This window comes from Vibrio sp. V12_P9A6T4, assembly GCF_963874835.1.
In the GTDB taxonomy this organism is placed as follows: domain Bacteria; phylum Pseudomonadota; class Gammaproteobacteria; order Enterobacterales; family Vibrionaceae; genus Vibrio; species Vibrio anguillarum.
Genome location: NZ_CAWNJO010000049.1, coordinates 87,257 through 99,572, shown reverse-complemented (window position 1 = coordinate 99,572; position 12,316 = coordinate 87,257). Strand labels below are relative to the sequence as shown.

Annotated in this window: 11 protein-coding genes and 1 pseudogene; 5 read left to right on the top strand and 7 right to left on the bottom strand. The window is 45.9% G+C overall.

Features of this window, described 5'->3' with window-relative positions:
* Positions 1-100: 100 nt before the first annotated feature.
* On the top strand, positions 101-631 hold the full coding sequence (gene hpt / locus AACQ42_RS07620; RefSeq protein WP_010319544.1) for a hypoxanthine phosphoribosyltransferase: 531 nt from the start codon (positions 101-103) through the stop codon (positions 629-631).
* Between the two features lie 84 nt (positions 632-715).
* On the opposite strand, the gene can is transcribed toward hpt, so the two are convergent.
* Positions 716-1,384, bottom strand: a complete 669-nt coding sequence (gene can, locus AACQ42_RS07615) for a carbonate dehydratase (RefSeq protein ID WP_013857670.1) — start codon at positions 1,382-1,384, stop codon at positions 716-718.
* A gap of 250 nt (positions 1,385-1,634) precedes the next feature.
* Between can and AACQ42_RS07610 the strand changes: the two genes are divergently transcribed.
* The 4 genes and pseudogenes from AACQ42_RS07610 (at position 1,635) to AACQ42_RS07595 (ending at position 6,686) form a co-directional block, all read left to right on the top strand.
* Entirely contained in the window at positions 1,635-3,302 is a 1,668-nt protein-coding gene (locus AACQ42_RS07610) for a SulP family inorganic anion transporter (protein ID WP_038220398.1), read from the top strand.
* A gap of 141 nt (positions 3,303-3,443) precedes the next feature.
* The gene (locus AACQ42_RS07605; RefSeq protein ID WP_026027559.1) at positions 3,444-4,364 is read left to right on the top strand and encodes an ABC transporter ATP-binding protein; all 921 of its coding nucleotides are present in this window, start codon (positions 3,444-3,446) and stop codon (positions 4,362-4,364) included.
* A 5-nt stretch (positions 4,365-4,369) separates the two neighbouring features.
* Positions 4,370-5,140 (top strand): ABC transporter permease, encoded by a 771-nt coding sequence (locus tag AACQ42_RS07600; RefSeq protein ID WP_094165897.1) that lies wholly within the window; start codon positions 4,370-4,372, stop codon positions 5,138-5,140.
* Positions 5,141-5,297: 157 nt separating this feature from the next.
* A pseudogene (locus AACQ42_RS07595) lies at positions 5,298-6,686 on the top strand (IS4-like element ISVa18 family transposase).
* Positions 6,687-7,194: 508 nt separating this feature from the next.
* Here the strand turns inward: AACQ42_RS07595 and panC are convergent.
* From panC to dksA, 6 genes are all read right to left on the bottom strand, one after another.
* Positions 7,195-8,076, bottom strand: coding sequence for a pantoate--beta-alanine ligase (panC, locus tag AACQ42_RS07590; RefSeq protein WP_010319549.1), 882 nt, complete (start codon positions 8,074-8,076; stop codon positions 7,195-7,197).
* Between the two features lie 11 nt (positions 8,077-8,087).
* Positions 8,088-8,882 carry a 3-methyl-2-oxobutanoate hydroxymethyltransferase gene (panB, locus tag AACQ42_RS07585; RefSeq protein ID WP_094165878.1) on the bottom strand — a complete coding sequence of 265 codons (795 nt, stop codon included), beginning with the start codon at positions 8,880-8,882 and terminating at the stop codon, positions 8,088-8,090.
* On the bottom strand, positions 8,882-9,388 hold the full coding sequence (folK, locus tag AACQ42_RS07580) for a 2-amino-4-hydroxy-6-hydroxymethyldihydropteridine diphosphokinase (protein WP_047690048.1): 507 nt from the start codon (positions 9,386-9,388) through the stop codon (positions 8,882-8,884). Before folK ends, panB begins: the two co-directional genes overlap by 1 nt.
* Positions 9,385-10,746 carry a polynucleotide adenylyltransferase PcnB gene (gene pcnB, locus AACQ42_RS07575; RefSeq protein ID WP_026028232.1) on the bottom strand — a complete coding sequence of 454 codons (1,362 nt, stop codon included), beginning with the start codon at positions 10,744-10,746 and terminating at the stop codon, positions 9,385-9,387. Before pcnB ends, folK begins: the two co-directional genes overlap by 4 nt.
* A gap of 107 nt (positions 10,747-10,853) precedes the next feature.
* Complete coding sequence (gluQRS, locus tag AACQ42_RS07570; protein WP_094165877.1) at positions 10,854-11,723, bottom strand: tRNA glutamyl-Q(34) synthetase GluQRS; 870 nt, start codon at positions 11,721-11,723, stop codon at positions 10,854-10,856.
* 92 nt (positions 11,724-11,815) lie between these two features.
* Positions 11,816-12,262, bottom strand: a complete 447-nt coding sequence (gene dksA, locus AACQ42_RS07565; protein WP_013857662.1) for an RNA polymerase-binding protein DksA — start codon at positions 12,260-12,262, stop codon at positions 11,816-11,818.
* Between the last annotated feature and the right edge of the window lie 54 nt (positions 12,263-12,316).

The following is a 12,316-nucleotide window of genomic DNA, read 5'->3' as shown; positions in this document are numbered from 1 at the left end:
CCTGTGTGGCAGTGGTACTATACGCGCCAAGCTAGTTACGCGACGCCATCATTAAACTGCGATGATCGTAGCGTGTCGCATCACCCGAAAAGAGAACAGTATGAAACATACAGTTGAAGTGATGATTTCTGAGCAAGTGGTTCAGGAACGAATTCGTGAATTAGGCAAACAAATCACAGAGCATTACCAAGGTAGTGAAGATCTGGTGCTGGTGGGCTTGTTGCGCGGCTCATTTGTCTTCATGGCAGACTTAGCTCGCGCGATCGACTTAGTTCATCAAGTCGATTTTATGACCGCGTCAAGCTATGGCAACACGATGCAAAGCTCACGTGATGTGCGCATTCTGAAAGATCTGGATGATGACATTAAAGGTAAAGATGTGTTGCTGGTAGAAGACATTATTGATACGGGTAATACACTAAATAAAGTAAAAGAAATTTTGTCTTTACGTGAACCTAAATCCATTCATATTTGTACTTTACTGGATAAGCCTTCACGCCGTGAAGTACCTGTAGAGGTCAAGTGGATCGGTTTTGAAATCCCAGATGAATTTGTCGTGGGCGTAGGTATCGACTACGCGCAAAAATATCGTCACCTACCTTACATTGGTAAAGTTGTGCCGCAAGCGTAATTTTGCCAGCGATAATAGAATGCCCACTAAATAGTGGGCATTCTGTATTTTTAACTATCAGTTTTAACGGCAATTAACACGCTGTTATCGACACAGCAAGTTATGTTGCGCATTAAGAATTTTTTCCATCGCTTTTTGATAGGTGTCGTTGACTCGCTCACGTGAATCGCAGCGAACGCCTAAGTATTCCAAACGTCCGTCTTCAATACCGTAGACCACGCCATGCAGCTCGACATCTTGGCCGCGCTCCCATGCGTTTTGCAGTACGGTTGAGTTACCTAAATTATACACTTGCTCGGCAACGTTGATTTCGCACAATTTGTCGGCTTTATCCTGTTCTGGCATCGCATCTAAGTAGGTACGGTGTTTAAGGTATAAGTCACGCACGTGCAGTAACCAGTTGTTGATCAAGCCCAGCGGTGGGTTATCAATCGCTGCGTTGACGCCACCGCAGTCATAGTGCCCACAGATGATGATGTGCTTGACCTTCAGTACGTCAACCGCGTACTGCACTACAGAAAGGCAGTTAAGGTCGGTGTGAATCACTTGGTTTGCAACGTTGCGGTGTACAAACAGCTCACCAGAATAAAGCCCAGTCAAACGCTCGGCCGGAACTCGGCTATCAGAACAACCAATCCATAGAAAATCTGGGTCTTGCCCGCGAGCGAGTTTTGCAAAGTACTCAGGACGTTCAGCCTTAATCGATTCAGACCAACGTGAGTTATTTTCAAAAAGCTGTTTCAGTTCTGGCATCTCACTTCCCTTAAAAATAGTTCAATCGCATCAATGGTAATGCGCAAGAATAGGCCTGACTATACACAATGTTACAATTCTGTTCTCTTATAAAATGACAAAACACTCACTCATCTGACGAGTTTTCCTAGTAAAAAAATTAAACTGCTTCCATCGCTATTTGGATGGTCAACAGAGAATCAATCACATGTAAAATAATGGTTAATGATTAGAATGATGATTTGTTAGAGTGAGACAACCTATTTTGAGTATGAGGAAAAGCATTGTGTTTAGAGGCCGTTTTGCCGATATCGACCTAAAAGGTGACGTCTTTGGTGGCGTCACGACCGCGATTATTTCACTGCCACTTGCCTTGGCTTTTGGTGTGGCGTCTGGTGCGGGTGCAGAAGCAGGGCTTTGGGGAGCAATATTGGTGGGGCTGTTTGCTGCCTTGTTTGGTGGTTCATCTACATTAATTTCTGAACCCACAGGGCCAATGACGGTCATTATGACGGCCATTTTAACCAGCATGGTGGCGCGTTATCCTGAAACGGGGCTTGCAGTTAGCTTCACGGTTGTCATGATGGCAGGCGCTTTTCAGATTGTACTTGGCACTTTAAAACTCGGGAAATACATCACCTTAATGCCCTATAGCGTGATCTCCGGCTTTATGTCAGGAATTGGGGTGATTTTGATTATCCTGCAGTTGTCACCGCTGCTTGGTCAGGCGGCCCCCGCAGGGGGAGTGATGGGAACGTTAACCGCGTTGCCCGAGATCATTAGTCAGATGAAGTTCAGTGAGCTCTTTCTTGGTTTGTTAACCTTAGGCATTTTATTTTTTCTCCCGGCTCAATATCGCAAACAAGTGCCCGTTCAATTGGTCGCTTTAGTCGGCGTGACGCTTGTTTCGGTACTGTTATTTGATAGCGAAGAGATCCGCCGTATTGGTGTGATCCCTGCTGGCTTACCCTCTTTTGTTATTCCAACCTTCAATGCCGAGATGTTCACCACCATGGTGATTGACGCTTTAGTACTCGGTACGCTCGGCTGCATTGATACGTTGCTCACCGCGGTAATTGGCGATTCTCTAACGCGTAAAGAGCATGATTCCGATAAAGAACTGCGAGGGCAAGGGCTGGCTAATATGATCGCGGGCTTATTGGGTGCGTTGCCAGGTGCAGGCGCAACCATGGGTACGGTGACCAATATTCAGGTCGGCGCGCGTTCTCCTCTGTCTGGTGTAGTTCGTGCCTTAGTATTAGCCTTAGTGGTATTGGTGGCGGGAGGCTTAACCGAACCGATTCCAATGGCTGTATTGGCAGGGATTGCGGTGTATGTTGGTTTTAATATTCTTGATTGGAGCTTTATCCAACGCGCGCATAAAGTGAGTGTGCAGGGGATGGCCATCATGTATGGCGTGATGCTGTTAACTGTCTTTGTCGATTTGATTGTTGCGGTTGGCTTGGGCGTTTTTATCTCAAATATTTTGATCATAGAACGCTTGAGCCGCGAGCAAGCTCGCCAAGTGAAAGCCATTAGTGATGCTGATGAAAACGATGTGCCATTGACTGATAGCGAACGAGCTTTATTGGATCAAGCCAATGGTAAGGTGCTGTTTTTTTATCTCTCAGGGCCGATGATTTTTAGTGTATCTAAAGCGATCGCTCGCCAGCACAATCACATCAGTGACTATGAAGCGATGATTTTAGATCTTACTGATGTACCTATGATTGATGTGACGGTTGGGCTTGCTTTAGAAAATGCGATTAATGATGCCTTAGATGCCCACTGCGCGGTCTACTTACTTTGCCCAAATGTGCACACCAAACAGCAACTGGAAAAGTTTCATATTTTGGATCTGGTGCCAACCGAGCAGACTTTTTCGTTTCGTTATGAAGCGCTCAATGCTGCGGTTAAGCAGGTAGCCCAAAATCGTTAAGCGTTAAGGTTGTGCAAGAATGAATTACGCAGATCGCTGGATCTGCGTTTTTTTATTTTATCAATTTCTAATATTGGGTTGAAAAACGCGAGCCTTAGCAGCACATTGGATAGGTTAACATCACAAAGAGTGATCCGTGGAATGTACGCATTAGAAATAGAACAATTACGAAAAACTTACGCTGGTGGGTTTGAGGCCCTAAAAGGGGTGAGTTTACAGGTTGAAAAAGGCGATTTTTACGCACTGCTTGGGCCCAATGGAGCCGGGAAATCAACCACCATTGGCATTATCTCTTCGCTGGTCAATAAAACCTCTGGCACCGTTAAAGTGTTTGGTTTTGATATTGATAAAGATCTTGAGCTTGCCAAACAACACATTGGTTTAGTGCCGCAGGAGTTTAACTTCAACCAGTTTGAAACGGTTGAGCAAATTGTGTTGCAGCAAGCTGGGTATTACGGCGTGACGAAAGCGTTAGCGAAAGAGAGGGCAGAGAAGTACCTCTCAAAACTCGATTTGTGGGAAAAACGTAAAGAGCGTGCGCGTAATCTTTCTGGTGGTATGAAACGCCGTTTGATGATTGCTCGAGCCTTAATGCATGAGCCTAAGTTACTGATTTTAGATGAACCCACCGCCGGTGTGGATATTGAACTGCGCCGTTCGATGTGGGAGTTCTTAACCGAGATTAACGCGCAAGGGATCACCATTATCTTAACCACGCACTATTTAGAAGAAGCGGAGATGCTGTGCCGCAATATCGGCATTATTAACCGAGGTGAGCTTATTGAAAATACCTCGATGAAGGATTTGCTGGCCAAATTACAGCTCGAAACCTTTATTTTAGATATCGCAGAGAATTCTCCGCCAGCGCCACAACTCAGTGGTGTGATCTCGCAAACCATGCTCAACGGTTCGTTACAAATTGAGTTGGAGAAAACGAAAGGGCTAAATTCAGTCTTTTCACAGTTAACAGAACAGGGAATTACGGTGCTTTCGATGCGTAACAAAGCGAACCGCCTTGAAGAGCTGTTTGTCAGCATTGTTCAACAGCAAAGCCGAGGATAATCATGATGTATCGTTTATATTGGACGGCTTTTTGCAGTTTGCTGACTAAAGAAATCAACCGTTTTACGCGTATTTGGGTGCAAACCTTAGTACCGCCAGCCATCACCATGACGCTCTATTTCATTATTTTTGGCAACCTAATTGGTTCGCGTATTGGCCAGATGAACGGCTTTAGCTATATGGAATATATTGTCCCGGGCTTAATCATGATGTCGGTGATCACTAACTCATACTCGAACGTCGCCTCTTCTTTCTTTAGTGCGAAGTTTCAGAAAAACATCGAAGAGTTGTTAGTTGCACCTGTACCTAACTACGTCATTATCGCCGGATTTGTGATGGGCGGGGTAGTGCGTGGCTTGCTGGTGGGTACGATAGTGACCCTTGTGTCGCTGTTCTTTGTTGATCTCAAGGTCGATCATTGGGGGATTATTGTGGCGACGGTTTTTCTCACCTCTGTTGTGTTCGCTTTAGGTGGCATGATTAACGCCATTTTTGCTAAAACCTTTGATGACATTTCGATTATTCCTACCTTTGTATTGACGCCATTAACCTACTTAGGTGGGGTGTTTTATTCGATCAACCTATTGCCTGACTTTTGGCAAGCGGTATCGAAAATCAACCCAATCGTCTACATGGTTAATGCCTTCCGCTACGGTTTTCTTGGTGTGTCGGATGTGGGAATTGTTACCTCGTTCAGTGTGCTTGGTATTTTTGTAGTGGCGCTGTATGGGGTTGCGCATTATCTGGTTTCGCGTGGTATCGGGTTAAGGACTTAATAGTTCCTCCCCCTTTTAGGGGGAGGCTAGGAGGGGGTTCACCCCACCCTAACCCTGTCTCTTATACACAAACCCCCAAGCCTCTGCTTGGGGATTTTTTTGAACTAATTTTATGTTTCATGATCTGATCATCTAAGCAATAATAAGGATGATTAGAATGACTTATATAGAACCAACCCTCTGGGCACAAAAGCAATTTGGTCAAGCTCACCTCAATGACCCAAGACGTACTCAAAGACTCGTTGCCCTAGCTGCCTCTCTGGCCGAGTAACCTGGCGTATCGGTCTCGAAACTCATCATCTCCCCTGCAGATATGGAAGGGGCTTATCGCTTTATCCGTAATGAGCAAATCAAAGCAGAAGATATCGCTGAAGCGGGCTTTCATGTCACAGCGCAAGAGGCTTTAGAACAACAAACACTTCTTGCATTAGAAGATACGACTTCTCTAAGTTACTCCCATCGCAGCATACAAGATGAACTTGGGCACTCCAATCAAGGCAATCGAAATCGAGCTATGTTCATACACTCGACCTTACTTTTTGCTCCCGAAACTCAAGTGGTTGTTGGCTTAATTGAACAACAACGCTGGACTCGAGATATTGAAAAGCGTGGACAAGGACACCAGTACGCCACTCGACCATACAAAGAGAAAGAAAGCTATAAATGGGAGCAAGCTTCTCGCCATGTCGCAGAGCGACTTGGCGATAAAATCTCAGATGTTATTTCTGTGTGCGATAGAGAAGCCGACCTATTTGAATACCTCACTTACAAGCAAGAGCAACAACAGCGATTCCTCGTTCGCTCAATGCAAAGTCGCTGTATAAAAGAGCATGATAATCGTCTTTATGACTACGCTTCCAAGCTGCAATCAGCAGGAGAAAGAGTGCTCGACATACCGCAAAAAGGCGGCCGTAAAGCTCGCACGGTTCACCTAGACATCAAATATGCCCCCGTGACACTCAAATCTCCCGCGAAGAAAAAAGAGTTCAATAACATTTCGCTTTACTACGTGGGATGCATAGAGCAAGGAGAGAGTAACGATAAGCTCGCATGGCACTTACTGACCTCAGAGCCAGTAACGAGCAGGGAAGAGGCACTTAAAATTGTCAGTTATTATGAGCTGCGTTGGCTAATTGAAGATTTTCATAAAGTCTGGAAAAGTGAAGGCACTCAAGTCGAGCAATTGAGAATGCAAAGCAAAGATAACTTAGAAAGGCTCAGCGTTATTCTGGCTTTTATCGCGACTCGGTTGCTCCAGTTGAGATTTATGAATGAATCAGATGAGTTATCTAAGAGAAGTTGTGAGCCGATATTAAAAGGCAAAGCATGGAAGCTAATGTGGCTAAAGCTAGAAAGAAAAGGGCTACCGAAGGAAGCTCCGGACATATCATGGGCTTACAGAGGTATTGCTCGATTAGGGGGTTGGAAGAATACAAAGCGAACGGGTCGTGCTTCTATAAAGACATTATGGCAAGGATGGTTTAGGTTACAAACCATCCTTGAAGGGTATGAACTGGCTAAGTCTCTTGATTCACCAGACTTGTGATCAAGAGACAGACCCTAACCCTCCCCTTGAAGGGGAGGGAATTAGTTTTGTGAGCGTTGGGAGTAAGCTATTTATGATGATAGATGTGGTTTGCTAAAACAGTTTTTGCCACTTAATGCTTTAAAGTAGAAGCTCATAACGGTTCTGTTCCTCCCCCTTTTAGGGGGAGGCTAGGAGGGGGTTCACCCCACCCTAACCCTCCCCTTGAAGGGGAGGGAATTAGTTTGTGATCGTTGGGAGTAAGCCATTAATGATGATCGACGTGGTTTGTTAAAACAGTTTCTGTCCAAAAATGAGCTAAAAATTTATCACTATTTATTGTCATTTCATCAACCTTAGTAGTAACGAACCTCAAAAATGATCAAACTATATTGTTCTCCGACAATCGCGTTCACCTCAGTTAAATAACGAGACAAAAAAGGTCGCTCCTTATGGGCGACCTTTGCAATATAGGGTTTTGAAGTGAGAATGAGTCATCACTTCATCACTTCATCACTTGAAATAGCAATTACTCTTCTTCAGGGTCCGCTTTCGTTTCGGCGCTAAATTCCAACACTTGGTTGTCGATTAAGCGTACTTTACCCAGAAATGCAGACACTAAGATCACCGCTTGTGTGGTCTCATTAGAGATCAGTTGCAGCGTTTTGGCATCGCGAATAAACAACTCATCAGGTTGTAGCCCAGCAGCGCGCAATTGGTCACTGGCATCTTCAATGATCGACGCGTAATCGTCGCGGCCACCACGCAGTGCACTGCTTATCCAACGCATGGTGCGAGCAAGGACAGGTGCACGTTGGCGTTCATCTAACGTCAGCAGCCCGTTACGTGAACTCATCGCCAAGCCATCCATTTCACGGACGGTAGGGACGCCGACAATCTCGATATCCATACAAAGATCGCTGACCATTTGGCGGATTACCGCCAACTGTTGAAAATCTTTTTCACCAAAACAGGCAACATTCGGCTGCACTATGTTGAACAGTTTAGCAACTATGGTTGCAACGCCACGGAAATGCCCTGGTCTTGATGCGCCTTCGAGCATATGAGAAAGCCCCGGTACTTCAACAAAGGTCTGTTTTTCTAATCCTTGCGGGTACATTATTTCTGGGGTTGGGGTAAAGACCAAATCAACCGCTTCCGCGTTGAGTTTACTTAAGTCTTCATCCAGTGTTCTCGGGTAGTTATTTAAGTCATCCGCGCGGTCAAATTGCATCGGGTTAACAAAAATACTGACCACGACCACATTGCCCTCTTCACGTGCTTTACGCACTAGGGTTAAGTGGCCTTCATGTAAATTGCCCATGGTCGGTACAAAAGCGACTCGGCGGCCTTCACGCTTATACTGTTTGATCTGCTCGCGAAGAGCTGAAATGTCAGCAAAAGTTTGCATGAATATCTCCTTTAGGCGATGGTATGAGCGTCATCAGGGAAAGCGGCACTTTCTACATCTGCGATGTATTTTGCGACGGCTTTACGCATATCCCCTGTTTCAGCAAGAAAGTTTTTCGAGAATTTTGGCATGTAATTCGCCGAAATTCCGAACATATCGTGCATTACTAGAATTTGTCCATCGGTCACGTTACCTGCGCCAATGCCAATCACTGGCACATCAAGCACTTCGGTAATTCGCGCTGCTAGGCTGGCCGGTACACACTCTAATAACACAATTTGTGCGCCCGCTTCTTGGAGCGCCAACGCGTCTTTGACCATTCGGTCTGCTTTTTCTTGGTCGCGGCCTTGTACTTTATAGCCACCAAAAATATTGACCGATTGTGGTGTTAAACCAAGGTGTGCGCAAACCGGAACCGCGCGTTCAGTCAGCATTTTCACCGTATCGACCAGCCAATCACCACCTTCGATTTTGACCATATTTGCACCCGCTTGCATCAATTTAGCGGCGCTTTCACAGGCTTGTTGTGGTGTGGCATAGCTCATAAAAGGCATATCAGCCATCAATAAACAGTTAGGGCTACCAGCACGCACGCTGCGTGTGTGGTAGGCAATCTCTTCAACGGTGACGGGTAGGGTATCTGTGTGACCTTGTAGCACCATGCCTAGAGAATCGCCCACTAATAATACAGGCATCTCTTGGCTTTCAAAAAGCTGAGCAAAGCTTGCGTCATACGCGGTGACGGTTGCAAATTTACGACCTTGTTGTTTCCATTGGATCAGATCGTTTATGGTGATTTTTTTCATTAAATGTCCTTACGAGGCGCTGGCGAGTGCCAAATACCGAGCCCGTTACGTTCGACGAGCGGTAACAGTTGATTGAGCTCAGTCCCATCAGGGAGCTGTAAACTTGGTGCGATTTCGGCGAGCGGGTAGAGCACGAATTCACGTACTTTCATTCCGTAGTGAGGAATGGTCAATCGCTCGGAATCGATCACCTCATTGCCGTAAAGAAGAATATCCAGATCGAGTGTTCTTGGCCCCCAACGTTCTTCTTTGCGAACTCGCCCTTGCTCTAACTCGATATTTTGGGTGCAATCGAGTAGCTCAAGTGGCGTTAAATCGGTTTCTATCGCAACCACCGCATTGATGTAATCGGGCTGGTTTTGTGGCCCCATCGGTGTACTACTGTACAAGGATGAGGCGCTTAAAAATCGAGAGTGTGGCAAACATTTCAAGGCTTCAATGGCCTGCTTAGCTTGCGCGATTGGGTCGCCTAAATTACTGCCAACAGCAATATAAACGAGAATCATGATTCTGGGCGGCTCTTTTTATTACGTGGGCTTCTGCGGCGGCGTACATTCGGCTTGTTACTTGCGCCACTTTCCAAATCATTTGCCATCGCTTGGCGCATATCTCGCCCGGCGCTTTCAAACGTTGTCCACCAGTCAGCCAGCTTTTTCGTCTCTCCGCCTTCGATCTCGCCACGCATTTGTAGAAAATCAAAACCCGCTCGGAATTTGTTGAGCTCCATAAGGCGGAAGGCGCGTTTCCCATTGCGACGTGGTAAGCGCAACTGCAATTGCCAAATTTCGCGAATTGTCGCGGTATGACGACGAGGTATCGCAAGGGTTTTCACCACTTGGTCAAGGATGAGGTTACTCGCTTCCATGACGGCGTCGTAATAGGCGAAATTACGCTGCTGCATTAACGCATCAGCCAGTTTCACCGTCGGGTACCAGAACATGGCAGCAAACATGAAGGCTGGGTTGATGCGTTTACCTTCTTCAATACGCAGGTCGGTTGAATCTAAGACCAGATCCAACATCTGTTCTGTGTGCGAGTCGTAGTCTGGAGTGAACTCTTGAGCTATCACAGGGAACAACTGCTGGAACAGGTTGTACTCACGCATTAAGTGGTAGGTTTCTAAACCGTGGCCAGTTTGCAGCATCTTTAGCGATTCTTCGTACAAACGTGCCGCAGGAATATCTTGCAGTAAAGGAGCGAGATGTTCGATTGGGTCGGCTGTTTCTTCTTCGATATCGAAATCGAGCTTGGCCGCAAAACGAATGGCACGCAACATGCGCACTGGGTCTTCACGGTAGCGCGTTTCAGGATCGCCAATTAAGCGGATGAGCTTATCTTCTAAGTCGTCCATGCCGCCAGCATAATCATGAATGCTGTAATCACCGATGTTGTAATACATGGCGTTAATCGTAAAGTCCCGGCGTTCTGCATCTTCATCAATGGTGCCGTAGACGTTATCACGCAGCAGCATACCCGCTTCAGATTGTGCTGAGACGTTTTGGCTCGGCTCTTGATGGTGTCCACGGAAAGTCGCCACTTCCACCACGTCGCGGCCAAACATGATGTGCGCTAAGCGAAAGCGACGGCCGATCAAGCGGCAGTTGCGAAACTGTTGGCGTATTTGCTCTGGTGTTGCATTAGTGGCGATATCAAAATCTTTTGGTGTCTCACCTAATAGTAGGTCGCGTACTCCACCACCGACTAAATAGGCGTCAAAACCTGCGCCATGAAGTCGGTATAGCACCTTGAGCGCATTATCGCTGATTTGCTTGCGCGAAATATTGTGTTCATCACGAGTGATAATATTTAGAGCTAAGTCTTGGTAAACGCGATTTTCGCGTGGTGTATAGTCGTTTTTATTCATGTGCATCTGGCAATAATTGGTTTTTGCCAACCTTGCTTTTGTTATTTAAAGTGCCCGTTCGGGACGATTTTGCGGCTAATCATAGCGTAAGGATAGCCTTTTGAGAATCACGGTGTGATCTCTGTCTCCCGAGGGAGTTGTTCAACGTGCCAATTCTGACTGCCCCAAAAGATAATTTCATCGATGGAAGCGTCGCTAATCTCTTGTTTTATCTCAAACCCTAAAAAGCGCATTGCCTTAAGCAAGGTAGGTTTAGGATTTTGAATATCAATGGCTGTGGCATGATTCTGTTTGGATAATTTATTGCCATTACCATCCATCGCGAGCGGCAGGTGAAGGTAGCTTACCGGAGTTTTATGTAAGCAATGATACAAGCTGATTTGTCGTCCTGTTGGTTCAATTAAATCGGCTCCCCGCACCACTTCCGTCACTCCTTGATTGATATCATCGAGCACTACGGCAAGATTATAAGCAAATAAACCGTCACGTCGCTTAATGATGAAGTCTTCCTGTGCTAATGCTTTAGGAATGTGAATTTCGCCATGTTTTTGGTCGAAAAATGACTCTACCGGTGTATCAACACGCAACCTAACCGCGCAATCTTCGGTTAATGTTGGTTTTTTATAGCGGCATGTACCGGGATAAAAGCCACCCATCTGTTTAATTTGTTTACGCGTGCAATCACAATAATAGGCTTGCCCCGATTCAAGCCAAGCCTCAATTTGATCTTGGTATAAAGTGTGGCGCTGGCTTTGATAAACCACCTCGTCATTCCAATGCAAACCATAGGCTTCGATGGCTTGAAGTATCAGGGTGGAGGCTCCTGGCATTTCCCTTGGCGGATCTAAATCTTCGATGCGAACCAACCACTTACCTTGCTGTGATTTTGCTTGAAAGTAGCTGCCAAGTGCAGCGATCAAAGAACCAAAATGAAGTGGGCCTGAAGGTGATGGGGCAAATCGGCCAATATAGTGCATTGCGATTCATCCAAGTTACAAGTTATTTGGGTATCGAGTGAAAACAAAAAGGGAGCTTTAGCTCCCTTTTTTAACACAAACAAAAGGTAAGATTAACCTTGCATCTGCTTTTCTTTAAGTTCGGCTAGCGTTTTGCAGTCAATGCAAAGGTCCGCCGTTGGTCGAGCTTCTAAGCGACGAACGCCGATTTCCACGCCACAAGATTCACAAAAACCAAAATCATCTTCTTCAATTTTGCTTAATGTTTTTTCAATTTTCTTGATCAAGCGACGTTCACGGTCACGGTTACGCAATTCCAAGCTGAATTCTTCTTCTTGAGAAGCGCGATCAACGGGATCGGGAAAGTTTGCGGCTTCATCTTGCATATGGTGAACGGTACGCTCAACTTCTTCACGAAGTTGGTTGCGCCAAGCACTTAAAATTTTTGTAAAGTGAGCTATTTGCTCAGGTGACATATACTCTTCACCTGGCTTTTCCTGATACGGCTCAACACCTGCAATGGCTAGGATGCCTATCGCTTTTTTCTTTAATTCCGGCATGCAGCATCTCCTACTAACACCTAGTCAACTGCGCGAGCAGCTAATTTTAGGCGG

What these genes read in the sequence shown, in the direction of transcription:
- hpt (WP_010319544.1), top strand. Translation starts at nt 101, where the DNA reads ATGAAACATACAGTTGAAGTGATGATTTCTGAGCAAGTGGTTCAGGAA.
- can (WP_013857670.1), bottom strand. Translation starts at nt 1,384, where the DNA reads ATGCCAGAACTGAAACAGCTTTTTGAAAATAACTCACGTTGGTCTGAA.
- AACQ42_RS07610 (WP_038220398.1), top strand. Translation starts at nt 1,635, where the DNA reads ATGAGGAAAAGCATTGTGTTTAGAGGCCGTTTTGCCGATATCGACCTA.
- AACQ42_RS07605 (WP_026027559.1), top strand. Translation starts at nt 3,444, where the DNA reads ATGTACGCATTAGAAATAGAACAATTACGAAAAACTTACGCTGGTGGG.
- AACQ42_RS07600 (WP_094165897.1), top strand. Translation starts at nt 4,370, where the DNA reads ATGTATCGTTTATATTGGACGGCTTTTTGCAGTTTGCTGACTAAAGAA.
- panC (WP_010319549.1), bottom strand. Translation starts at nt 8,076, where the DNA reads ATGCAAACTTTTGCTGACATTTCAGCTCTTCGCGAGCAGATCAAACAG.
- panB (WP_094165878.1), bottom strand. Translation starts at nt 8,882, where the DNA reads ATGAAAAAAATCACCATAAACGATCTGATCCAATGGAAACAACAAGGT.
- folK (WP_047690048.1), bottom strand. Translation starts at nt 9,388, where the DNA reads ATGATTCTCGTTTATATTGCTGTTGGCAGTAATTTAGGCGACCCAATC.
- pcnB (WP_026028232.1), bottom strand. Translation starts at nt 10,746, where the DNA reads ATGAATAAAAACGACTATACACCACGCGAAAATCGCGTTTACCAAGAC.
- gluQRS (WP_094165877.1), bottom strand. Translation starts at nt 11,723, where the DNA reads ATGCACTATATTGGCCGATTTGCCCCATCACCTTCAGGCCCACTTCAT.
- dksA (WP_013857662.1), bottom strand. Translation starts at nt 12,262, where the DNA reads ATGCCGGAATTAAAGAAAAAAGCGATAGGCATCCTAGCCATTGCAGGT.